We start from the raw sequence: 23,372 nt of genomic DNA on the forward strand, positions 1-23,372 counted from the left end.
CTGGTGACTCCTGATCGTCCTGTGACTGATCGTCACAGTGGCGTGACTGTCCGCTATGGCATGGTCCATCGGCTTCCGTCGCTGATGAACACCTGGGAGGGCAATTCCATCGGTTTGGCCGACGCGGCTGGACAGATGGTGTAGTTGTAGTGCCGAGGACAAGCCGTTCGTCCTATAACCGACTCGACTCGCGTCGTCCATTTCGGGCAACGCGGGTCAAGGTGCAGAATTTAGAGGAAAGAACCGAGAAGGTTCGGTTCTCCCGAGGAGGCCGCTCATGACCGCTCGCACCCCTGATGCCGAGCCGCTGCTGACCCCGGCTGAGGTCGCCACGATGTTCCGCGTCGACCCCAAGACGGTCACGCGGTGGGCGAAGGCCGGCAAGCTCACGTCGATCCGTACGCTCGGCGGGCACCGCCGCTACCGCGAGGCCGAAGTCCGCGCTCTGCTCGCGGGCATCCCGCAGCAGCGCAGCGAGGCCTGAACAACTGAATAACCGGGCAAACCGGCTGGTCCCCCACTGGTCGAGGCGCCCGAAACCCTAGCTCCAAGCGACGCGGGACCTGCCCCAACAGGGCCCACGCCCAAGCCGAAGAGAACGTTGTAGGCAGCGACACAGGGTGCGTCGTAGATCGCGCTGGACTCCGCCGGGTCCAGCGCGATCTTTTTTGTGCGCTGGTCGTGGGCGTGTCGGGGTCGCTGTGAGCGGCCTTGTCGGAGTCTGGGGAGGGCTGTCGGAACTTCTGTGCACGGCCCCTGAGACGGGTGCAATTGCACATATTAAATTGACCAGTTGTAGGAGGGGGGTAAGTTCCGCCGTTTCAAAAAGTCGTGCGGTGACTCCCGTCACATGCCAGGGATCTTGTTGCCTCTGGCGCACGTGCGGTAGTGGAACTACCTCTTCCAGTGTGCAGGACTTTCGTCCTCCAGGGTCTCTTCGCTCGCGTCCTGGGACCGTGGGCCGGCGTCCATCGCCAGCCGCAGCAAGTGATGGCAGATCGGGCAGTGGCGGGTGAGGTGCCGGTAGGACGACGCGGCCGCCAGATGCGCCCTCAGCAGCGCCCGCGTCTCGTGCCTGGCCGATGCCGCCATACGCCACCTCCAGGGGCCGCACAGGGGGGCGGGCCCTGGTTTCTGGGTACCGGCGGAATGTGACGTCGTCAAGGGCGCGAGCGGCTGCGCCGGGCCTCAGCAGGTCAGCAGGCGCAGGGATTTGGCAGAACAGCAGAAGGGCCCCCTTTCGGGGGCCCTTCTCTCTTGCGGTCCTGACGGGATTTGAACCCGCGGCCTCCACCTTGACAGGGTGGCGAGCACTCCAAACTGCTCCACAGGACCAGGTTTCGCGGCGCTCGGCTTGCTGCGTTGCGCTGCGAGAAGGACTGTACAGGAGGGTGCGGGTCCTGGTCGAACTCACCCTCTGTACGCGCGCGGTTACGGGACGGCCGCGTCGATCGCCTTCACGATCCGCTTGTCGGAGATCGGGTACGCCGTGCCCAGCGCGTGGGCGAAATAGCTGACCCGAAGCTCCTCGAGCATCCAGCGGATGTCCAGCACCTGCTGCGGCACCGGCCGGCCCTTCGGGAGCTGTTCCAGCAGCCAGGCGTACTCGTCCTGCATCTCGTGGACCTTCTCCATGCGCGTGGTGTCCCGCTGGACGCCCGTCGGCATCTGCTGCAGACGCCGGTCCGCGGCCACCAGGTAGCGCATGAGGTCGGGCAGCCGGCGTATCCCCGCCCAGGTCACGAAACCGGGCTTCACAAGGGCGTCCAGCTGCTTGCGGACGTCCGTCAGGTTTGCCAGCAGGACGGGGCTGCGTACGCCCTTCAGGCGGCGCTCACAGGCCTGCCAGGCGGCCAGCACCTGCTGGACCTGAGTGACCGTACGGACCGTCGTGTCCACGATCTCCGCGCGCACCTTGTCGTACAGCTTCCGGTACGACTCCTCGTCCCACACCGGGCCGCCGAAGTCCGCGATCAGCTTGTCGGCCGCGGCCATCGCACAGTCGTCGAAGAGGGCCTGGATCGAGCCGTGCGGGTTGGCGGAGAGCGCCAGCTTCTGGGCGTTCGTCAGCTTCTCGGACGCGAACTTCGCCGGGTTCACCGGGATGTTGCGCAGGATCAGGCGCCGGGTGCCCTTCCACATGGCCTCCGCCTGCTCGGCCTCGGTGTCGAAGAGACGGACCGAGACCGTGTCGCCGTCGTCCACGAGCGCCGGGTACGCCTTCACGGGCTGCCCGGCCCGGCGGGTCTCGAAGACCCGGGTGAGCGTGCCGATCGTCCAGTCGGTCAGGCCCTTGCGCTCCAGGGACTCGCCGCCCTCGCGGGAGGCGGTCGCGGCCGCCGCCTGGGACAGGGCCTGGCGCGCCTTCGGCTTCAGCTGGAGCTTCAGCGCCTCCAGGTCCTTGTCCTCGGCCAGCTTCCGGCGCCGCTCGTCGACGATCCGGAAGGTGATCTTGAGGTGGTCGGGAACCCTCGACCAGTCGAAGTCCTCCGCTTCGAAGGGCACACCGACCATGCGCTTCAGCTCGCGCGCCATCGTCACGGTCAACGGCTCCTGGAGGGGCACCGCCTTCTCCAGGAACGCCTTCGCGTAGTTCGGCGCGGGCACGTAGTGGCGGCGGATGGGCTTCGGGAGGGAGCGGATCAGTTCCGTCACGACCTCCTCGCGCAGGCCCGGGATCTGCCAGTCGAAGCCCTCGTCGGTGACCTGGTTGAGCACCTGGAGCGGGACGTGGACGGTCACGCCGTCGGCGTCCGCGCCGGGCTCGAACTGGTAGGTGACACGGAACTTCAGTGGTCCCTGACGCCAGCTGTCCGGATAGTCGGCCTTGGTGACCGCCTCCGCCGACTCCCGGATGAGCATCTCCCGCTCGAAGTCCAGGAACTCGGGCTGCTCGTGCCGCTTCCGCTTCCACCAGGAGTCGAAGTGGGCGCCGGAGACCACGTGTTCGGGCACCCGGGCGTCGTAGAAGTCGAAGAGGGTCTCGTCGTCCACCACGATGTCCCGGCGCCGCGCCCGGTGCTCCAACTCCTCGACCTCGCTGAGGAGTCTGCGGTTGTCGGCGAAGAACTTGTGGTGCGTGCGCCAGTCGCCCTCGACGAGCGCGTTGCGGATGAACAGCTCCCGGGAGACCTCGGGGTCGATCCGGCCGTAGTTCACCTTGCGCTGGGCGACGATCGGGACGCCGTACAGCGTGACCTTCTCGTACGCCATCACGGCCGCCTGGTCCTTCTCCCAGTGCGGTTCGCTGTACGTCCGCTTCAGGAGGTGGTCGGCGAGCGGCTCGACCCACTCCGGCTCGATCTTCGCGTTGACCCGGGCCCACAGGCGGGACGTCTCCACCAGCTCGGCGGACATCACGAAGCGGGGCTGCTTCCGGAACAGCGCCGAGCCCGGGAAGATCGCGAACTTGGCGTTGCGGGCGCCCAGGTACTCGTTCTTGTTGCCGTCCTTCACGTCCTTCATCCCGATGTGGGAGAGGAGGCCGGCGAGGAGGGAGACATGGACGCGGTCGGCGGGGGCGTCGTCCTCGCTGAGGTGGATGCCCATCTGCTTGGCCACCGTGCGCAGCTGGGTGTAGATGTCCTGCCATTCGCGGATGCGCAGGAAGTTCAGGTACTCCTGCTTGCACATCCGGCGGAAGGAGCTGGACCCCCGCTCCTTCTGCTGCTCGCGGACGTACCGCCACAGGTTCAGGTAGGCGAGGAAGTCGCTGGTCTCGTCCTTGAAACGGGCGTGCTGCTGGTCGGCCTGGGCCTGCTTCTCGGCCGGGCGCTCGCGCGGGTCCTGGATGGACAGCGCGGCCGCGATGACCATGACCTCGCGGACGCAGCCGTTCTTGTCGGCCTCCAGGACCATCCGGGCCAGGCGCGGGTCGACGGGCAGCTGGGCGAGCTTGCGGCCGGTGTCGGTCAGGCGCTTGCGCGGGTCCTTCTGCTCGGGGTCCAGCGCGTGCAGCTCCTGCAGCAGCTGGACGCCGTCGCGGATGTTGCGGTGGTCCGGCGGGTCGATGAAGGGGAACTTCTCGATGTCGCCGAGGCCGGCCGCGGTCATCTGGAGGATGACGGAGGCGAGGTTCGTACGGAGGATCTCGGCGTCGGTGAACTCCGGGCGGGCGAGGAAGTCGTCCTCGGCGTACAGCCGGATGCAGATGCCGTCGGAGGTACGGCCGCAGCGGCCCTTGCGCTGGTTGGCGCTGGCCTGGGAGATCGGCTCGATGGGCAGCCGCTGGACCTTGGTGCGGTGGCTGTAGCGGCTGATCCGGGCGAAGCCGGGGTCGATGACGTACTTGATGCCGGGGACGGTGAGGGAGGTCTCGGCGACGTTGGTCGCCAGAACGATCCTGCGCCCGGTGTGCGGCTGGAAGACGCGGTGCTGCTCGGCGTGGGAGAGGCGGGCGTAGAGCGGCAGGATCTCGGTGAAGCGGTACTGCTTCCTGGTGAGCGCGTCGGCCGTGTCCCGGATCTCCCGCTCGCCGGAGAGGAAGACGAGGATGTCGCCCTTGCCCTCCCCCATCAGCTCCTCGACGGCGTCGGTGATCGCGGTGATCTGGTCCCGGTCGGCGTCGTCGGAGTCCTCTTCGAGGAGCGGCCGGTAGCGCACCTCGACGGGATAGGTGCGGCCGCTGACCTCGATGATCGGGGCGTCCCCGAAGTGCCGGGAGAAGCGCTCCGGATCGATGGTCGCCGAGGTGATGACGACCTTCAGGTCGGGCCGCTTCGGCAGCAGCTGCGCCAGGTAGCCCAGCAGGAAGTCGATGTTGAGGGACCGCTCGTGGGCCTCGTCGATGATGATCGTGTCGTAGGCGCGCAGCTCGCGGTCGGTCTGGATCTCGGCGAGCAGGATGCCGTCCGTCATCAGCTTGACGAAGGTGGCGTCCGGGTTCACCTGGTCGGTGAAGCGGACCTTCCAGCCGACGGCCTCGCCGAGGGGGGTGCTCAGCTCCTCCGCCACCCGCTCGGCGACGGTCCGGGCGGCGATACGGCGGGGCTGGGTGTGCCCGATCATGCCGCGGACGCCCCGGCCCAGCTCCATACAGATCTTGGGGATCTGCGTGGTCTTACCGGACCCGGTCTCGCCGGCGACGATGACGACCTGGTGATCGCGGATGGCCTCGGCGATCAGGTCCTTCTTCTGGCTGACGGGGAGCTGCTCGGGGTAGGTGACGGCGGGCACACGGGAGCGCCGCTCGTCCATCCGGGCCTCGGCCTTGGCGACCTCGGCCTCGATCTCGGCGAGGACGGCGGCGCGGGCCTCCGGCTTACGGATCTTGCGCGCGCCCTCGAGCCGCCGGCCGAGGCGGTGCGCTTCGCGCAGCGACAGCTCGGTCAGGCGGGGGGCGAGGGTGCCGAGGGCGGGGGCTGGGTGCGTAGACATACGCGATCCAGGATCTCACCTCGGGGAAATCACTGGCGAACGATTTGCGCGGGGGCGCTCAGGGCGTGCGCTGGGCGGGTGGTGCCGCCTCCGTGCGCTGCCGGTTCGGTCCGTCGCCCAGGGCGATCGACTTCGCGGTGTTGGAGACGGCCTTGATGCCCAGGTAGGCGGTGGTCAGGCTGGTCACCGCGGTGAAGGCGGCGGTCAGCACCCCGACGATCACGGCCTTGTCCCCGTTCAGCCGCCACACCCCGAAGATCGCGACTCCGGCGATGGCGAGATTGCTGACGACGACCGCGAGCAGCCCGTACCGCGCGCGATCCTTCTCCAACTCGGTATCCCGAATGGCCCTGGCCTCATCCCGGCTCATCGTCCCTGCCCCCCGACGGTCACACCCGATCATCCAGAACGTAGCGCCGCCGGGGTGACCTGCCAAGAAGTCCGCCGAAACGGCGAAGGCCCCGTTCTGGTGAACGGGGCCTTCTGGTTGTGGCTGGGGCCGGGGTCGAACCGGCGACCTATCGCTTTTCAGGCGATCGCTCGTACCAACTGAGCTACCCAGCCACGAGGTTTCCGGGGAAACCTCAGCGGTCCTGACGGGATTTGAACCCGCGGCCTCCACCTTGACAGGGTGGCGAGCACTCCAAACTGCTCCACAGGACCAAGCTTGTGTGTGCAACAGTGTCGCACACGATCTTGCGTGCCCCCAACGGGATTCGAACCCGTGCTACCGCCTTGAAAGGGCGGCGTCCTAGGCCGCTAGACGATGAGGGCTATCGGCCCGCCTGGGCGCTTCTCAGCGCGTCGGGGACGTGAGAAGCATATGGGATGGCGGGGAGTATCGCCAAAACGGTTTACGACCTCGTGGGAGACGGGGCCGTGGGGGAGGGCGTGGCGCTCGGGAGTCCGCGGCGGAGCCGCTGATCGAACACTTCCTCCGGGAGGTGGCGGCTGACCTCGGCCGTGGTGAGGCCCAGGCCGCCCAGTCTGATCTCGTCCCAGGCCTGGAGGCGGCGGCTGTCGCGGTCGAAGTAGAGGATCGAGGCCTCGATCGGGTCGGGGTACTTGCCCTCCACGGCGCGCAGGCCGCTGCCGCCCGTGGAGCCCTCGATCCGCAGGCGTGTGCCGTACTTCATGACCTCCGTGCCCTCGTGGTGGAGGTGGCCCGCCAGGACCAGGGGGACCTCGCCGTCCGTCTCCCGGGCCGCGGAGGGCTCGTGCGCGATGGCCACGTCGACCGGGGTGCCCGCCGCCCGCTGGTCGCGCAGGGCCGAGTCCAGGCGGTCGCCCGCCAGCCGCTCGGCCGCGTCCCCGCCGGTCGGCGTCGAGCGGTCGGGGGTGAACTGGGGGTCGCCGATGCCCGCGAAGCGCAGGCCCGCGATCGTCTCCGCCCGGCCGTCGTCCAGGACGTGCACGTTCTTGATGCGCCGCAGGTAGCGCTGGGTGGTCAGGGAGTCGTGGTTGCCGCGGACCCAGACGTACGGCACCCCCAGGTCCCCGATCGGGTCCAGGAAGCCGTTCTCCGCCGCCGTACCGTGGTCCATCGTGTCGCCGGAGTCCACGATCACGTTCACCTTGTACTGCTCCACCAGCGAGGCGATGATCTTCCAGCTCGCCGGGTTGAGGTGGATGTCGGAGACGTGCAGGACCCGCAGGGTGGCGGGGTCCGGCTGGTAGGCCGGGAGCGTGGACGTGACGTCGTACAGCTTCGTCACGTTCGTCACCAGGCGCGCCAACTCCTTCTGGTAGACGTCGAATTCGGTGACGATGCTGCGCGCGTTGCCGACCACGGAGGGTGCGGAGGAGAGCAGGCCCGAGAATCTCGGCTCCAAAACCGATTTGGGGTTCCAGGTGGCGTACGCCGTCGCCCCGGAGGCGGCCAGGAGGGCCAGCGCCAGGCCGCCGGCCGTCAGAGCGCGGCGCGGGCGGCGGTAGACGGCGAGGCCGAGGGCGGTCGCCCCGGAGACCACGGCGACGCCGGAGCGTACGGCCAGGTCGAGGGTGCCGTGCTCGACGTCGTGGGCCACCTCGTCCTGGAGGCCGGAGAGGCGTTCGGGGTGGTCGACGAGGGCCTGGGAACGGAGCGGGTCGAGCTGGTCGACGTTGACGTCCAGGCGGACGGGGGCGACATGGCTGTCCAGGGTCAGCGCGCCCAGCGGGGAGACGTTGATCTTCGTACCGCCGGTGAGGGACGGGCGCAGCGCCATCGTCGTGTCCATCGGGCCGACCGGGGCCCGTACGTTCCCGACGATCAGCAGGCCCAGCCAGGCGCCGACCAGGACCACCGCGGTGAGGCCGAGGGCGCGCAGCCAGGGGTTCGGGCGGGCCGCCAGTTCGAGCGCGGGAAGACGGGTCCTGCGGGCGCGGCGGGTACGGAGGGCTGCGGCGGGGAGGCGGACGCGGGCCATTGGGGCCGTATGCCCGCGTCCGGGCGCGGATATGCGACGGTTCGCCACCCTCGTACGGGCGTCCCGTACCGGACAATGAACCTGTGCTGGAGATGACGCGCGAGGAGTTCGAGGAACTGGTCGCCGAGGGGCTCGACCGGATCCCGCCGGAGCTGACGCGGCTGATGGACAACGTCGCGGTGTTCGTCGAGGACGAACCGCCCGCGGACGATCCCGAGCTGCTCGGGCTGTACGAGGGGACGCCGCTGACCGAGCGGGGCGAGTGGTACGCGGGTGTGCTGCCGGACCGGATCACGATCTACCGGGGGCCGACGCTGCGGATGTGCGAGAGCCGCGAGGACGTCGTCGCCGAGACCGAGGTCACCGTGGTGCACGAGATCGCCCACCACTTCGGCATCGACGACGCCCGGCTGCACGCGCTCGGGTACGGGTGATCGGACGAAACGCCGATTCGAACGGTCCGCGTGTCCTCTTGCGGGCGGCGGGAGTTGGGGAGGTTGACTCCCGTCCTTGCCTCCGGAGGTGGCCGCCGTGCGCCCCATGTACGTACCCGTCCGACTGGCCGTCACGGTGCTGGCCCTCACGGCCGCCGCCGGCTGTGTGAGCGTGGGTGACGACGCCGGCCGGGCCAGGCCCTCGCACTCGGCGGGGCAGCGGGGCGGCGAGGCGCCCGACGGAGGTCCGGTGGAGGGCGGGGGCGGCCTCGGCTACGGCGGCGGCTCCGGGGACGGCAAGCACGAGCACGGGGGCAAGAAGAAGCCGGGGGAGTCGGCCTCGCCCTCGGCCACGCCGTCCACGACGGGCAGCGCTTCGGCGGCGCCTCCGCAGCCGGGGAGGACCGTGGACCCGACTCCCACGCGGACTGCCGAGCCGACCCCCACCCAGACGCCCGAGCCGCCCCCGCCGCCCACCGAACAGCCGACGTCCGAGCCACCCCCGCCGCCGTCCGCCGAACCGTCCTCCTCGGCCCACGAGGAGACCGGAACCCAACTGGCCCAACGGGAGCCGGCGCCCGCGGCGGGGTCGCCGGCGTAGGACGTGACGAGCGTCTCCTGGGCTCGGTTTGCCTTGGGGGGCGTTGGGTGCGTATGGTGGTAGATCGTTTGATCCCATTTGCCCGGCGCCACTGCAGAGCGCGCCGTGTGGCGCGTACTCTCCCTTGCCGTGGCGGACCGCATTGAGGCGGTCGTGAGCGATTCACGGAGTTGACGGGCGCGTGCCGAAGAGACTCCGGAAGGTTTCACATTCGCATGTCCGTGTCCAGCACTGATCACATCGTCATGTCCGAGAACAACCAGGACGACGATCTGGTGACCGAGGTCACCGAAACAGCTGAGACCCCCCAGACCACCTTTGCCGACCTCGGCCTCCCCGAGGGTGTTGTGCGCAAGCTCGCACAGAACGGCGTGACCACCCCCTTCCCGATCCAGGCCGCGACCATCCCGGACGCCCTGGTCGGCAAGGACATCCTCGGCCGTGGCCGCACCGGCTCCGGCAAGACCCTCTCCTTCGGTCTGCCGACCCTGGCCACGCTGGCCGGCGGCCGCACCGAGAAGAAGCGGCCGCGTGCCGTCATCCTCACCCCGACCCGTGAGCTGGCCATGCAGGTGGCCGACGCCCTGCAGCCCTACGGCGACGTCCTCGGCCTGAAGATGAAGGTCGTCTGCGGCGGTACGTCGATGGGCAACCAGATCTACGCCCTGGAGCGCGGTGTCGACATCCTCGTCGCCACCCCGGGCCGGCTGCGCGACATCATCAACCGCGGCGCCTGCTCCCTGGAGGACGTGCAGATCACCGTCCTGGACGAGGCCGACCAGATGTCCGACCTGGGCTTCCTGCCCGAGGTCACCGAGCTGCTCGACCAGGTCCCGGCCGGCGGCCAGCGCATGCTCTTCTCCGCCACCATGGAGAACGAGATCCAGACCCTCGTCGACCGCTACCTGAACAACCCCGTCTCCCACGAGGTGGACGCGGCCCAGGGCGCGGTGACGACCATGTCCCACCACATCCTCATCGTGAAGCCCAAGGACAAGGCGCCGGTCACCGCCGCGATCGCCTCCCGCAAGGGCCGCACGATCATCTTCGTCCGCACCCAGCTGGGCGCCGACCGCGTCGCCGAGCAGCTGCGCGACGCGGGCGTGAAGGCCGACGCGCTGCACGGCGGCATGACCCAGGGCGCGCGTACCCGGACGCTGGCCGACTTCAAGGACGGTTACGTCAACGTCCTGGTCGCCACGGACGTCGCGGCTCGCGGTATTCACGTCGACGGCATCGACCTGGTCCTGAACGTGGACCCGGCCGGTGACCACAAGGACTACCTGCACCGTGCGGGCCGTACCGCGCGTGCCGGTCGTACGGGCACGGTCGTCTCGCTGTCCCTGCCGCACCAGCGGCGCCAGATCTTCCGCCTGATGGAGGACGCCGGCGTCGACGCCGGGCGCCACATCATCCAGGGCGGTTCGGCCTTCGAGCCGGAGGTCGCCGAGATCACCGGCGCCCGCTCCATGACCGAGGTCCAGGCCGAGTCCGCGGGCAACGCCGCCCAGCAGGCCGAGCGTGAGGTCGCCCAGCTCACCAAGCAGCTGGAGCGTGCCCAGCGCCGCGCGACCGAGCTGCGCGAGGAGGCCGACCGGCTGGTCGCCCGGGTCGCCCGCGACCGTGGCGAGGACCCCGAGACGGCGGTGGCCGAGGCCCAGGCGGCCGCGGCCGAGGCCGTGGTCGAGGCGGCCGTGGCCGAGGAGCCGGCGGTGCGCGAGACCGAGCGCGAGGAGCGTCCGGCGGCGTCGTACGAGCGCCGGGAGCGGCGCTCCTTCGACCGGGACCGTGGCGAGCGGGGCTTCGAGCGCCGTGACGACCGCGGTGACCGGGGTGACCGTGGTGGGCGTTCCTTCGAGCGTCGGGACGACCGTGGTGGCCGCTCCTTCGAGCGTCGGGACGATCGTGGTGACCGTGGTGGGCGTTCCTTCGAGCGTCGTGACGAGCGTCGGCCGTTCGACCGGGACCGTGAGCGTGGCTTCGAGCGTCGGGACGACCGTGGTGGCCGCTCCTTCGAGCGCCGCGACGACCGTGGTGACCGTGGTGGGCGTTCCTTCGAGCGTCGTGACGAGCGTCGGCCGTTCGACCGGGACCGTGAGCGCGGTTTCGAGCGTCGGGACGACCGTGGTGGCCGCTCCTTCGAGCGCCGCGACGACCGCGGTGGTTTCCGCCGGGACGAGCGCGGTGGGCACCGGGGCAGCGACCGTCCGTTCAACCGCGACCGTCGTGACGACCGCCCGGGCTTCCGCTCCGCCGGTCACGACCGCCCCTTCGGCCGTCGTGACGACCACCGTGGCACCGGCTCCGGCTCCGGCTCCTTCGGCCGCCGCGACGACAAGCCGCGCTGGAAGCGCAACGGCTGAGCGATGACAAGCTGAGCGACAACGAACGGCCGCGGGCCCCGGATCATCCGGGGCCCGCGGCTGTTTCGTTTCTGCGCGGGACGGTGTCAGCAGGCGGACAGCGGGGAGCGGACCGCGTGCCGGGTGCGCTGGAGGCGCAGGGCGAGCTGTACCTCCAGCGCCCGCATGGGTTGCTGCCAGGTGGGGCCGAGCAGGTCGGTGATCCGTTCCAGGCGCCGGGAGACCGTGTTGGGGTGGACGTGCAGGGCCTCGGCGGCGCGGCGGGGGCTGCCCCCGGACGCGAAGTGGGCCTCCAGGGTGTGCACCAGATCGGTGCAGTGCCGTAGGTCGTAGGCGATCACCGGGCCGATGGTGGTCTGCACGAAGGCCGGGATGTCGGGGCTGTCGGCGAGCAGCAGGCCGAGGAAGCCCAGTTCCTGTGCCGAGGCGCTGCCTCCGTCGGTGCCGAGCGCGGTGAGCGCCTCCAGGCAGCGCCGGGCCTCCTGGTAGGTGGCGTGGACCGGGCCCGGGTGCGCGACCGGCCCGGCCGAGCCGACCGTCACCCGGCGGCCGGTCACCGCGGACAGCTCGGCGGTGACCGCCCGCCCCGCGGCCCCCGAGTCCGTGCCCGGCACCAGCAGGACCAGGCAGTCGTCCACGATGGTCTGCAGTCCGGCCATGCGGTGGGCGTACGACGAGGCCCAGACCAGGGAGCGGCCGCTCGCCCCGCCGTCCGGCCGGGCGATCAGCACCACGTGCGGGTCGTCGAGGGCGACGCCGAGGCGCCGGGCGTGCACCGCGAGCTGCTCGGGCGAGCGGGGCGAGTCGGTGATCAGGTCCTGCAGCAGCCGGCCGCGGCCCCCGTCGGGGGAGGCCTCGGCGCCGGCCTCCATCTGCAGCAGGACCGCGATGGACTGGGCCGTGGCCCGCAGGAGCTGGAGCTGGTGGTCGGTGACCGGCCCGTCCGGGGCCAGGATCAGGGTGCCGAGCACCTCGCGGCCGGCGGTGGCCGGACACAGCCACATGCCCTCCGCCGAGCGGACGGCGGCGAGTTCGGCGTGGGCGTCCAGGGTGCGCTGGAAGAGTGCCGTCTCGTCGAGGCCCGGGAAGTCGCCCGTGACGACCAGCGTCCTGCCGGTCGCGTCCCGCACCATCAGCGCGCCGCCCAGCTCGGCCGCGGCGTGGGCGGCGACCTTGCTCAGCCCCTGTCCGCTCAGCACCATGTCGATGAGCTGGGTGTGGATGCCGCCCAGCCGGAGCGCGGCGCTGGAGGAGTCCAGCGCCCGGGAGACGTCGAGTTCGAGTTCGCTCAGCTCGGAGCGGGTCTGGGCGAGCAGCCGGGCCTTCTTGATGGCCAGGGAGGCGAGGTCGCCCAGCGAGGACATCAGGGTGATCTCGTCGGGGGTGAAGTGGCGCACGGAGCGATCGGCGCCGTAGAGCGCGCCGAAGGTGTCGGTGCCCTCCTTCAGGGGCACCGCCATCAGCCCGTGCAGGCACTCCGCGACGGCCACCTCGTCGGTGGGTGGGGAGTGCGGGAAGCGTTCGTCGGTGAGGTAGTCGGGGGTCCAGAAGGGGGCCGAGCGGTCGGCGGCCGCGTTGCCGACGCCGCCGTGGGCCGGGACCACGAACCCGGGGGTGAGGGTGGAGGTATGGCCGTCGGAGACGCGTACCCGGGTACAGCCGTCGGTGGGGTCCCGGAGGGTGATCCACGCCATGTCGAAATTGAGGAGCAGCCGGGCCCGCCGGGCGATCACCTGCAGGAGCGCGTCCACGTCGTAGGGGAGGGTCAGCTCCCGGGCGGTGTCCACGAGCGCGGCCAGGGCGGCCTCGCGCTGCTGGCGGCGCGCGAACAGACCGTGGATGTCGAGCGCCAGGGTCCGCGCCCGGTCGAGGAGGGCCTGGGACTCGGCGGACATCCAGTCGTCGGTGCCGGTGCCCGTGGGCGGTGTGAACTGGTGCGGTGGAGCCTCCAGGGCGAGCAGTTCAAGGAGCCTGAGCAGTTCGTCCCGTACGAAGTCGTCCGTGCGCCGCACCGACCCCACCCCCCAGTTGATCCGCGCGCATGCAGCGATTGACTCTCGCTAGCCGCCCGCGAAACTAGATTGTCGGCGTGGAAGCCGTCAACAATGACTTAAACCAGTACTGAAGCCCCTATGTTTGGCTGAATCCACATGTGACGGTCCGTCTGACGGTGACCGGAACACCACTCCTGCCGTCTGTGGGGGTTGTCCCTGAACCTTCCGCCGGGCCGCCCGCGCGCCGGACAATGGTGCCGACAGCGCACCACCCGGCCGGGAGGTGCAGCTCAACGGGGGAAATGCTCAACGGGGGAATGTTCAACGGGGGATGGGCCATTGACGGAGGCACCGAGCTGTCTACGTTCGCACCTGATGCCGGAGATCCACGCGGACGGCGCCGAGCCGTCGTAGGACCGCTCGGGCGCCCTGAGGAGGCGTCACGGCCCGGCCGCAGGAGTCGAGTTCGGGCCGGATTTGCCGTCCTGTCGAGGGCGTGGACTACACACAGATGAGCGGCTGTTCCGCACCGGCGTCGTTGCGCGACCCCCACCGGCCGCTCATGACCGAACTCTGGACGTCCCCCGTGGAGCGGACGCAGAGAAGGGGGTACGGCGGTGGCCCTGTCGGGGCGCGACGCCTTCCGTGGCGAACTTACGTCGATCGCACATCGGGACGGCCGGGTGGTCTGCCTGGAGACCTGGTCCCCGTACCGGGACCATCCTTTCGAGGCCGCTCACCCGGAACGTTTCTTCTCCTTACCGTCCGGTGGCCCGGTGCTGGCGCAGATGGTGACGGGTCTGGTCGCGGCCGGGTTCCGGCCGTTCGTGGTGGTCGGGCCGGGCGGTACGGCGCCGGGCCGGGCGGTCGGGAACCGGTGGCTGTGGCGGGCCTGTGTGGAGGCCGGCGCCACGGTGGTGCTGCCGCCCGAGGGGTCCGGGGAAGGGTCGGTGGAGGTCCGGCAGAAGACCTGTGTGCCGCTCGCCGTCCCGTGCGGCGAGGAGGAGACCCGGGCGATGGTGCGGCAGGTGGCGCGGTCGCGGCGGCCGTACTGCCTGGTGCTCGGTGACCGTCCTGGGCCGCTCTGGCCGTACCGGCCGAACGGTGCGGTCGATGAAGTGCCGCTCGTCGCCGACGAGTTGGGCGGGTCCGCAGGGGCAGGGGCGCGGTTGGTGTCCGTGGGCGAGGCCGGTACCCGGCTGGCCCTGGCGACGCGTGCCACCGCGCCTGGGCTCGGCCATGTCCATCTCGTCTACCTGGACGAGGTGCGGTTGGCCGCTGCGGCCGCCGAACTCGCCTCGTGGCCCGGGCCGTCGGTCGTGACGGCGGCTGCGTGGATGCTGGAGGAGGTGCTTCGGGCACTGCGCGCGCGGACGCCGGGGCGGGAGGTGTCCGGCGTGCTCGCGCCTTCCCATCAGGGGCAGGCTGATGTGGCCGCGGTGTTGGCTGCGGTGGCTGCCTTTGGAGGGGCGTCGGGGCGGTGAGGTCGCGGGCGGGGTTGCGCGCCCTGCCTGTGCTGCACCTGGGGTTGGTGGCGGCGCGCCCGGCGCTGCAGGCCGTGCCCACCCGTTCCGCCCTGCGGAACGACTGCCCACGGCGGTGCGGGTGGTGCGGCGGTATGGCGGTGCGGGGGTGCGGCGGTGCGGCGGTGCGGGGGTCGGCGGTGCGGGTGGTGCGGCGGTATGGCGGTGCGGGGGTGCGGCGGTATGGCGGTGCGGGGGTCGGCGGTGCGGGGGTGCGGGGGTCGGTGGTGCCGGGGTGCGGTGGTGCCGGGGTGCGACGGTGCGGCGGTGCGGGGGTCGAGGGTGCGGCGGTGCGGCGGTGCCGGGGTGCGGCGGTCGGGGGTGCGGGGGTGTGGCGGTGCCGGGGTGCGGCGGTGCGGCGGTGCCGGGGTGCGGCGGTCGGGGGTGTGGCGGTGCCGGGGTGCGGCGGTCGGGGGTGTGGGGGTGTGGCGGTGCCGGGGTGCGGCGGTCGGGGGTGTGGCGGTGCCGGGGTGCGGCGGTCGGGGGCATGGCTGTGTCCCGTCGTCCTCGGGGCGGTGGGGTCGCGGCCCGTCGGTCGTGGGGCGGGCCCCACCCGTCCCGTACGGGTGCTCGGGCCTTCGGGCGGTCAGCCGGCCGTGTCCTCCAGGAGTCTGGACTGGGCCAGGGCGTAGGCGAGTTGGGCGCGGCTCTTGCTGCTGAGGGCCTCCGATGCCTTGCCGATGTGGGTCGAGACGGTGCGGGGGCTGATGCCGAGGCGTTTGGCTATGGCGGCATCGGTGTGGCCCTCGATCATCAGCCGTAGGACGGTGCGCCGGGTCTCGTCGGTCATCAGCGGAGGGCGGGTCTGCTCCTGCGTGATGCTGAGCGGCTCGGCGCGCTGCCAGGCGTGGTCGAAGACCGTGGCGAGGTAGTGGACGATCGCCGGGTGCTCGATGGTCAGGGCGGTCGTCCTGAGGTCGTGGCGCGGGTCGGGGATGAAGGCGATACAGCGGTCGAAGATGATGAGCCGGTCGAACAGCTCGTTCAGGGTGCGGACTTCGACGCCGACGGCGGTGGCCTGCTCGATGTAGCCGAGCGTGGGCCCGTGGGTGCGGACGGCGTGCTGGTACAGGTTCCGCTGGCGGATGCCGCGCTCGGCCAGCTCCAGAGTCCGGCGCAGCGCCTTGCTGAGCAGCGCGGTGGCCCGGCCGCCGCCGGGCTGGGCGGTCAGCAGCTCCGTACGGCAGTTGTCGGCCGACTTCTGCAGGGCCGCACTGATCACGTCCGCCCCGTGCAGCAGACGGATGTTGGCGGAGCCGGTGCCCTGTTCCTCGCGGTAGACGTCCTCGGCGGCGCTGAGCGCCTCGCGGATGGCCGCGACGGCCTGCTGCTGGACCAGAATCGCCCGTTCCACGGGACGGGTGAGTTCGTTCGCGGCGATGTCGGGCGGCACCACGGTCATGATCCGCGGGTTTTCGGCCAACGGCCGCATGAGCCCCAACTCGATCAGGCAGTCCGGGACATCACCATCAATCGGACCATTCGTCAAGGCTTCCCGGTAGCGGGCCAGGCCCCGGTCACACAGCCTGACCACGTTGGTATGTGACTCATTGTCCGCTTTTCTGCACATCTGTACCCCCTTCTTAGTTGCGCATTGCGTGTTGTCGAGGCTAACAAGCGCCCGGAATCGGCCACTGGCTGCTGCATGCTTTCAAGCAGCGGAGGCGAAAACGCCTATCAGCCATCTGCCAGGGGGAAACGAATGCTTTTCATGGAAGCGACCACGAAGCGATTCACCGCGATACTCGCACTTCTGCTCTTCGTCGGAATCGGCGTCCAGGCGAGCGCCGGCACCAGCTCGGTCCAGGCGGCCTCCCGGGTGGTTCACGTCGGCCCGCACGATCCGGAATGGGGATGACCGGCGGCCGGCGCTGAGCGCCCGACGAACGCACTAGGGGGAGAAATGGCCGCTCGTCGGCAATCGGAGACCGTCGGAATCATTCTCGCGGGCGGCAGAGGCGAGCGAGCCAAGCCCATCACGTTGAAGTCGGCCGACTACATTCGCAGCAAGGCGCTCATTCCGTTCGTCGGGAAGCGGCTCGTCGAATGGGTCGTCGAGGCCTGCCGGGACCAGGGCATCCGCCGCTTCTTCGTGGTCGCCCACGGCCTGGAGAACCGGAACCAGATCAAGCTCCTGCTGGGGCACGGCGAACACCACGGCGTCGAGGTCAGGTACTCGCGTTCGCGCCTGGACCGCTACAACGTGGGATCCGCCGGAGCCACCTTGCACAACCTCGAACAGTGGGACCTGCAGGGGCGGGCCCTGGTCCTGCCGGTCGACTCGCTCTTCGACTTCGACCTGGCCGCGATGCGGGCGACGCACGACGCGTACGACGCCCTGGTGACCGTGGCCGCCGTGGCCCGCACCGGGGCGGAGATCGCCGGCAAGTACGGCGTGATGCGGACCGACGCCCGCGGCCTGGTGACGGGCTTCGTCGAGAAGCCGTCGCTCGCCGGGCTGCGGGAACTGTTCCCGCAGACGGCCGCGGACGAGCGGGCGACCCTGCCCACCAACGCGGGGATGTACCTGGTGGACTGCCGGCGGCTGCGCCTGCTGGCCCGCGAGCCCGGCCTGTTCCGGCAGTCCCACCAGCGGCTGGACTGGGGCGGCGACCTGCTGCCCTGGCTGGCCGGGCAGGGCCACCCGGTCGCCACCCACGCCATCGGCAGGCTCGGCGACCTGGGCAACGTACCGGACTATCTGCACACCCTGCGGCTGGTGCTGGACGGCGCCTACGAGCACATGAACCGGCTCATGGCGCGGCCCGGGCCGGCCGGAGCGCACGGCTGGATCCACGAGAGCAGCCTGCAGACCAAGGACGACCTGACCGGCACCACCCTCGCCCAGAAGATCGAGGAGGGGTCGGTGCGGATCGGGCCCGGTGTGCGCATCGGGCACGAGGTCGAGATCGGCCCGGGGGTGCGGCTGGAGTACACGGATGTCGGCGACGGGGCCGAGATCCGCGAAGGAAGCACGCTGGTGAACTCGGCCGTGGGCGAGTCCGCGGTGATCGGCGCCCACGCCGACGTCCTCGACTCCTACGTCGGCCCGATGGCCGTGGTCCATTCCGAACGCGGCAGGCCGGCACGGCTGGAGTGTCACACGGCGATCGGCGACGGAGCGGTGCTGCGGCCGGGGTCACGGTTCCGCGGCATCACCGTCTATCCACGGCTGAGGGTGCCGACCCTGACGGGGGTGCCCGCCGCGACCGAGCTCAAGAGCGCCGACGACGTCCTGCGCTGGGTGTGATCCCGGCGGTGGACGCGGGTCGGTACACGAGAGGGGAATCATGCACATGCACGGCCCCATAGCGGTGATCGGCGGGGCGGGCCGGCTCGGTGCCCTGGTGACCGCCAGGCTGGCCGGGGCGGGGGAACGGGTCCGCGTGGTCAGCCGGCACCCGGAGCGCGGCGCCGCCGCACCCGCCGAGGCCGAGGTACGGCAGGCGGACGTGCGGTACGCGGACACGCTGGGGCCCGCGCTGCGCGGCTCGGCCGCCGTGGTCCTCAGCGTGGAGCCGGGCACCGCGGACTCCGGTCCGGACAGTCCGGAGACCACGATGTACGGCGGTGTCCGCAACGTGCTCGCGGCGCTGGCCGACCAGCCGGAGCGCCCGCGCCTCGTCCTGGTCAGCCAGATCTTCGTGACCCGCCGCGAGCACCCCATGAACGCCTACGGGCGGCTGCTCGACTGGCGGCGGCGCGGCGAGGAGGCGGTACGGGACTCCGGGCTCCCCTACACGGTGGTCCGGCCCGGCTGGCTGACCGACGACGGTACGCCGGGCGCCGGTGTCCGGCTGGAGCAGGGCGACCGCGGTGACGGCTGGGTGTCGCGCGCCTCGGTGGCCGAGGCCTGTGTCCGGGCGCTGGGCTCCACCGCGGCCACCGGCCGGACGTTCGAGATCTACAACGAGCCGGGCCCGGCCCCGGCCGACTGGGAGCCCCTGTTCCACGGGCTCACCCCCGATCGGGTCCTGGCCCTGATGCCGTAGGACCCGCCGTACGACGAGGGCGGGTCCCCCGACCGCCCGCCCCGTCCCCGCCCGCCGGTCATGTCCCCCAGGCCGGCGGGTCCGCGCCGGGGCCGGCGCGGCACCGGGCCACACAGGCCCCGATGCCCGCCGGCCTCGGACCGCACCGGTAAAGCGCACCCCACGCTCTTTTGCACTTCTGTATTCCAGAGAGGGCCGAGCCATGCCCGGCGAACGTCAGAATTACGGGTCCGCCGAGATTTCCGAAGAATCCGCAGCTATTTCCGAGGAAGTGGTCTCCGAGATCATTTCCCGTACGTTCCGATCCATTCCGCGAAGTGACCAGAGGCGCTGGGGCGGAATCTATGTGAGGGGTCTGCTCTCGGTTTCCGGGAAGAAGACGATGCGTGCCATCGCCGACGGTGCGGGCGGCGGTGTGGAGCAGAGCCTCTATCAGTTCATCACCAAGTCCCCGTGGGCGGCCGAACCGGTGCGCCGGGAACTGGCCGGGCTGCTGCTGCGCCTCCAGCCCCGGGCCTGGGTGGTCCAGCCGCTGGTGATCGCCAAGGTGGGCGAGCACTCGGTGGGCGTGGAGCGGCGGTGGGTCTCCGAGTTCGGACGCGTCGTCAACTGCCAGCGGGCCGTGGGCGTCTGGCTCGCCGCCGACCAGGCGTCCTGCCCGGTCGAGTGGCGGCTGGAGCTGCCCGAGAGCTGGACGGGTGACGCGGCGCTGCGGCGCCGTGCCTCGATCCCGGACGGCGTCCGCCCGTGCCCGCCGGAGCAGTGCGCGGTGGACGCGGTCTCCGAGATGGCGCGGGACTGGGGCATCCCGCACCGGCCGGTGGTGATGGACCTGCGCGAGTGCGACCCGTACGACATCTGCGCGGTGCTGCTGGAGCGCCGGCTGCCGTTCGCCGTCCGGATCGACCCGGCGGCCCGGGGTCTGGCGCTGCACGCCGTGCGGTCCGGACCGCGCGCCGGCTCCCGGGCCACCGGCACGGCGGAGGCACCGGCCGCCCAGACGGGTGTTCCGCATCCGCCCGGCTCCGCGTTCGCGCTGGTCTCCGAGTTGAGCCGGCAGTGCATGCCGGTGGAGTGGTTCGACCACTCCATGGGCGCCCTGCGGGCGACCTCGGTCGGCGCCACCCGGGTCCTGCTGGGCCGCCCGGCCTCCGGCGTCCTCCGGCCCGCCCCGGCGGACCAGCAGGAACTGCTGCTGATGGGCGCCTGGCAGGACTCGTCGCGGCGCACCCCGAGCGAGTACTGGCTGACGAACCTTCCCCAGTCCCAGCTCGGCACCGTCTTCCGCACCGCCATGCTCGGCCGCCGGGTCGAACGGGACCAGGCGGAGATCGGCGAGGGGCTGGGCGTACGGGACTTCGAGGGCCGCTCCTTCCGCGGCTGGCACCACCACATGACGATGGTCTCGCTGGCCCACGCGGCCACCGTGCTGTCCTCGGCGCCGCACCCCGAGGCCGGTCCTGCCGTGATGCGGCCGACCGCGTCCCGCGAGGTGCGGATGCGTGCCGCATGACGGCCCTGTCCGACCCGCCCCTGGACCTCGCGCGGATACGGGCGGCGCTCGACGCGCTGCTCCCGGCCTGGCTGCCCGGCCGGCGCTGGTACGCGGGCAAGGGCGCCGGATCCCCGCCGGACGTCACCACCCGGCTGCTCGACGTGGTGCTGCCGGGTGATCCGGCGCTCCTGGTCGCGGTGTTCGACGCCGGTGCGGACGGGCCGTACCAGGCGCTGATCGGCGTACGCCGGGACCCGGTGCCGCCATCGCCTGAGCCGGTGATCGGCCGGCTGGAGGCCCCGGACGGATCCGGCGTGTTCCTCTACGAGGCCACGCAGGATCCGGAGTTGATGGGCGCGCTGCTGGCCCGTATCGCGGCCGGCGGCCGCACGGGCCCGCTGTGCTTCGAACCCGCACCCGGCGTCGAACTGCCCGTCGGGTCACCGGGCGTGGCGAGCGCGGCGGAGCAGTCGAACACCTCGGTGGCGTTCGCGGACCGGGCGATGCTGAAGGTGCTGCGCCGTCCCGTGCTCGGCGGCAACCCGGAGCTGGAGCTGCTCACCGCGCTGCGGCGGGCCGGCGGGGTGCCGAGCGCGGCCCCGCTCGCCCAGGTGCGCACCTCCGCCTCCTCGGCGGTGGGCGCCCGCCCGCTCGCCCTGCTGCAGCAGTTCGTGCGCTCGCGGGGCGACGGCTGGACGATCGCCGTCGACCGGGCCCGCGCCTGCATGGCGGGGGAGTGCGAGACGGTCGAGCCGCACGGCGGTTTCGCCGCGGAGGCGTACGCCCTGGGGCTGGCCACCGCCCGGGTGCACACCGCGCTCGCCGAGCAGCTCGGCTCCCGCCCGCTCACCCGCCCGGAGAGCGAGGACCTGCTGGATCTGCTCGCCGACCGCCTGGCCCAGGGGCTGCGGGCGGTGCCGCAACTGGCGCCGTACGCCCGGGCGTTGTGGGCCATGCAGGACGACCTCAGAGAGATCGTCGGGCGGGGCGGGGCGCCGCACGTGCAGCGGATCCACGGCGATCTGCACCTGGGACAGGCGCTGCGCGGCGAACAGGGCTGGATCCTCGTCGACTTCGAGGGCGAACCGGGCCGCTCGCCCGAACAGCGCCGCAGACCGCAGCCGGCCCTGCGCGATGTCGCCGCGATGCTGCGCTCCTTCGACTACGCGGCCCACCACGCCCTGTCCGCGGTGCTGGACCGGCCGCCGGGAGACTCCGGACCGCACGATCCGCGTGCCGTCCGGATGGCGCGCCGGGCCTCCGCATGGGCGGTGCACAACCGGCGGGCCTACTGCACGGGTTACGCCGACGGCGGCGGCCAGGACCCGCGGTGCGCCCCGGTGCTGCTGCGCTGCTTCGAGGCGGACAAAGCCGTGTACGAGGCGGTGTACGAGTCCCGGAACCGGCCGGAATGGCTCCCCATTCCGCTTTCCGCCGTGCGCCGGCTCGCCCAATGGCGCCGCTCGTCCGCACCGGTGGACGGAACGAGCGGGCAACCCGCCTGAAACGTCAGGAAGTCCATGTCCCGCATTTGTCCGGGAGATCCGGCGGCCATGAGGATATGACACGTTCGCGGAATGTCGGGAGAGGGAGATATCGATGATCCATCAGTTCATTCTTGCGGCACCCAAGCCGGGTATGACGGCACAGGAATTCCAGGACTACTGGGTCGGCGTACACGCGGTGGAATACGCCGCGAAGATTCCCCAGATCCGCAAGTACATGGTCGACACCACCATTGATTTCGACGGCAATCTCGGCGAGCCGGCGCTGCCGCACCAGGGCATCGCGGAGATCTGGCTGGCGAACGGCGAGGAGCAGCTGGCCTCGCTGCAGACGGAGGAGTTCCTGCAGGGCGCCCGGCTCGACGAGCCGAGGTGGGCCGCGTTCTGGCAGACCATCGTCGTCGACACCACCGCCCATGAGCTGGTCCCCGGCCCCGGCGAGGGTCGCGACCGGGACTGGGTCAAGCTCACCGTGCTGCTGAAGCGGCGCCCGGGCCTGGATCTGGCCGACTACCGCAAGCAGACCCTGGACGGCTACGCGGCCGTGGTCAGGGACATCCCCGGGCTGCGCCGCCATCTGCACGCCCACACCGTCGACGGCGCCTACGTCTTCGGCGAGGCGGCCTTCGACTCCGTCGAGCAGCTGTGGTTCGACGACGTCGACGCGCTGCGAGAGGCCCTGAACTCCGCGTACTTCCGCGAGCGGGTCACGGCGGCCCGGGACGAGATCGCCGACCCGAAGTACGTCTTCTCCCTCGCCGTGGAGGAGAACTGGATCATCGGTCCCGAGGCCCGCTGATCCACCGCACCCAACCCAAAGGAGCAGGCGTGGCCAGAAGGAACGCCAAGAAGATCCTCGTGATTCTGTCGGAGTACGGCTACTGGGGCGAGGAACTCGTCGGGCCCCTGCACCACTTCGACCAGCGCGGCTACCAGGTGGACTTCGCGACCCCGACCGGCAAGCGGGCGCACGCCCTGCCGCCGTCGATGGACCCGGAGTACATCGACCCGCCGCTCGGCCGCTCGGTCACCTCGGAGGAGGTCGCCCGGCTCACCCGGCGGCTGGACGACTCCGACCGGCTGGACGACCCCATCGACATCTCCGCCTGGCTGCCCGAGCGGCCCTACACCTCGGACGACGACTACCTGCGCAAGCTGGAGGCCTACCACCGGGCGCTGTCCGTCGTGGAGCAGGAGCTGGAGGCGTACGACGCGCTGCTCCTCGTCGGCGGCAGCGGACCGATCGTGGACCTCGGCAACAACGAGCGCGTCCACGAGCTCATCCTGGCCTTCCTGCGGGCCGACAAGCCGATCGCGGCCGAGTGCTACGGCGTGACCGCGCTGGCCTTCGCCCGCGACTGGGAGGACCGGGCCTCCATCATCAGCGGCAAGCACATCACCGGCCACTGCAAGGAATACGACTACAAGGCCGGCACCGGATTCCTCGGCACCGACTTCGTGATGGGCCCGCCGCCGTATCCGCTGGAGTACATCCTGCGCGATGCGACGGGTCCGGACGGCCGGTACATCGGCAATTTCGGCAAGGAGACCTCGGTGATCGTGGACTACCCGTTCATCACCGGGCGTTCGACGCCGGACTCGTACCTGACGGGCGAGAAGATCGTCGAGGTCCTGGAGGACGGGCTGCGCCGCTACGGCTGGTGATTCCGCCCGGTTCCGG

The 23,372-nt window shown here is 71.1% G+C and carries 18 protein-coding genes and 4 tRNA genes; 12 read left to right on the forward strand and 10 right to left on the reverse strand.

Annotated elements, in window-relative coordinates; translation table 11 throughout:
* Nucleotides 1-277: 277 nt before the first annotated feature.
* Nucleotides 278-484, forward strand: a complete 207-nt coding sequence (bldC, locus tag CRP49_RS14195) for a developmental transcriptional regulator BldC (RefSeq protein WP_003949541.1) — start codon at nucleotides 278-280, stop codon at nucleotides 482-484.
* 410 nt (nucleotides 485-894) lie between these two features.
* Here bldC and CRP49_RS47860 read toward each other — a convergent pair whose 3' ends face one another.
* The 8 genes from CRP49_RS47860 to CRP49_RS14235 form a co-directional block, all read right to left on the reverse strand.
* Nucleotides 895-1,092: a DUF6274 family protein gene (locus CRP49_RS47860; RefSeq protein ID WP_097253694.1), complete on the reverse strand. Its 198-nt coding sequence runs from the start codon at nucleotides 1,090-1,092 to the stop codon at nucleotides 895-897.
* A 168-nt stretch (nucleotides 1,093-1,260) separates the two neighbouring features.
* Nucleotides 1,261-1,335 (reverse strand) — tRNA-Asp (locus CRP49_RS14205).
* Nucleotides 1,336-1,431: 96 nt separating this feature from the next.
* Nucleotides 1,432-5,376, reverse strand: coding sequence for an ATP-dependent RNA helicase HrpA (hrpA, locus tag CRP49_RS14210; RefSeq protein ID WP_097253695.1), 3,945 nt, complete (start codon nucleotides 5,374-5,376; stop codon nucleotides 1,432-1,434).
* A gap of 58 nt (nucleotides 5,377-5,434) precedes the next feature.
* Nucleotides 5,435-5,746 (reverse strand): hypothetical protein, encoded by a 312-nt coding sequence (locus CRP49_RS14215; RefSeq protein WP_179851610.1) that lies wholly within the window; start codon nucleotides 5,744-5,746, stop codon nucleotides 5,435-5,437.
* 120 nt (nucleotides 5,747-5,866) lie between these two features.
* A tRNA-Phe gene (locus tag CRP49_RS14220) sits at nucleotides 5,867-5,940 on the reverse strand.
* Nucleotides 5,941-5,964: 24 nt separating this feature from the next.
* Nucleotides 5,965-6,039: transfer RNA gene (locus CRP49_RS14225), tRNA-Asp, on the reverse strand.
* Between the two features lie 38 nt (nucleotides 6,040-6,077).
* A tRNA-Glu gene (locus CRP49_RS14230) sits at nucleotides 6,078-6,150 on the reverse strand.
* 80 nt (nucleotides 6,151-6,230) lie between these two features.
* Nucleotides 6,231-7,784 (reverse strand): metallophosphoesterase, encoded by a 1,554-nt coding sequence (locus CRP49_RS14235; protein WP_097253696.1) that lies wholly within the window; start codon nucleotides 7,782-7,784, stop codon nucleotides 6,231-6,233.
* Nucleotides 7,785-7,867: 83 nt separating this feature from the next.
* Between CRP49_RS14235 and CRP49_RS14240 the strand changes: the two genes are divergently transcribed.
* The 3 genes from CRP49_RS14240 (at nucleotide 7,868) to CRP49_RS14250 (ending at nucleotide 11,182) form a co-directional block, all read left to right on the forward strand.
* Entirely contained in the window at nucleotides 7,868-8,218 is a 351-nt protein-coding gene (locus CRP49_RS14240; protein WP_097253697.1) for a metallopeptidase family protein, read from the forward strand.
* Nucleotides 8,219-8,315: 97 nt separating this feature from the next.
* Nucleotides 8,316-8,819 (forward strand): hypothetical protein, encoded by a 504-nt coding sequence (locus tag CRP49_RS14245; protein ID WP_097257353.1) that lies wholly within the window; start codon nucleotides 8,316-8,318, stop codon nucleotides 8,817-8,819.
* Nucleotides 8,820-9,034: 215 nt separating this feature from the next.
* Entirely contained in the window at nucleotides 9,035-11,182 is a 2,148-nt protein-coding gene (locus CRP49_RS14250; RefSeq protein WP_097253698.1) for a DEAD/DEAH box helicase, read from the forward strand.
* Between the two features lie 86 nt (nucleotides 11,183-11,268).
* Here CRP49_RS14250 and CRP49_RS14255 read toward each other — a convergent pair whose 3' ends face one another.
* The gene (locus tag CRP49_RS14255) at nucleotides 11,269-13,194 is read right to left on the reverse strand and encodes a helix-turn-helix domain-containing protein (RefSeq protein ID WP_257033398.1); all 1,926 of its coding nucleotides are present in this window, start codon (nucleotides 13,192-13,194) and stop codon (nucleotides 11,269-11,271) included.
* Nucleotides 13,195-13,793: 599 nt separating this feature from the next.
* Here CRP49_RS14255 and CRP49_RS14260 point away from each other — a divergent pair.
* Complete coding sequence (locus CRP49_RS14260) at nucleotides 13,794-14,660, forward strand: hypothetical protein (RefSeq protein WP_097253699.1); 867 nt, start codon at nucleotides 13,794-13,796, stop codon at nucleotides 14,658-14,660.
* A 625-nt stretch (nucleotides 14,661-15,285) separates the two neighbouring features.
* Here the strand turns inward: CRP49_RS14260 and CRP49_RS14265 are convergent.
* Entirely contained in the window at nucleotides 15,286-16,101 is an 816-nt protein-coding gene (locus CRP49_RS14265; protein ID WP_257033399.1) for a LuxR C-terminal-related transcriptional regulator, read from the reverse strand.
* Between the two features lie 309 nt (nucleotides 16,102-16,410).
* Between CRP49_RS14265 and CRP49_RS46825 the strand changes: the two genes are divergently transcribed.
* The 7 genes from CRP49_RS46825 to CRP49_RS14295 all read left to right on the forward strand — a co-directional run bounded on the left by CRP49_RS46825 (nucleotide 16,411) and on the right by CRP49_RS14295 (nucleotide 23,356).
* Nucleotides 16,411-16,557, forward strand: a complete 147-nt coding sequence (locus CRP49_RS46825; RefSeq protein ID WP_167444252.1) for a hypothetical protein — start codon at nucleotides 16,411-16,413, stop codon at nucleotides 16,555-16,557.
* A 45-nt stretch (nucleotides 16,558-16,602) separates the two neighbouring features.
* Nucleotides 16,603-17,949 (forward strand): sugar phosphate nucleotidyltransferase, encoded by a 1,347-nt coding sequence (locus CRP49_RS14270; protein ID WP_097253701.1) that lies wholly within the window; start codon nucleotides 16,603-16,605, stop codon nucleotides 17,947-17,949.
* A 46-nt stretch (nucleotides 17,950-17,995) separates the two neighbouring features.
* Complete coding sequence (locus tag CRP49_RS14275) at nucleotides 17,996-18,691, forward strand: SDR family oxidoreductase (RefSeq protein WP_097257355.1); 696 nt, start codon at nucleotides 17,996-17,998, stop codon at nucleotides 18,689-18,691.
* Between the two features lie 202 nt (nucleotides 18,692-18,893).
* On the forward strand, nucleotides 18,894-20,204 hold the full coding sequence (locus tag CRP49_RS14280; protein WP_097253702.1) for a transposase: 1,311 nt from the start codon (nucleotides 18,894-18,896) through the stop codon (nucleotides 20,202-20,204).
* A complete protein-coding gene (locus tag CRP49_RS14285; RefSeq protein ID WP_097253703.1) occupies nucleotides 20,201-21,691 on the forward strand; it encodes a maltokinase in 1,491 nt (496 codons plus the stop codon). The genes CRP49_RS14280 and CRP49_RS14285 overlap by 4 nt, the downstream gene beginning before the upstream one ends.
* Nucleotides 21,692-21,824: 133 nt before the next feature.
* Nucleotides 21,825-22,490, forward strand: coding sequence for an EthD domain-containing protein (locus CRP49_RS14290; RefSeq protein ID WP_257033400.1), 666 nt, complete (start codon nucleotides 21,825-21,827; stop codon nucleotides 22,488-22,490).
* Between the two features lie 29 nt (nucleotides 22,491-22,519).
* A complete protein-coding gene (locus CRP49_RS14295; protein WP_094218847.1) occupies nucleotides 22,520-23,356 on the forward strand; it encodes a type 1 glutamine amidotransferase domain-containing protein in 837 nt (278 codons plus the stop codon).
* Nucleotides 23,357-23,372: the final 16 nt, after the last annotated feature.

This window comes from Streptomyces sp. Ag109_G2-15 (assembly GCF_900215565.1).
In the GTDB taxonomy this organism is placed as follows: domain Bacteria; phylum Actinomycetota; class Actinomycetes; order Streptomycetales; family Streptomycetaceae; genus Streptomyces; species Streptomyces diastatochromogenes.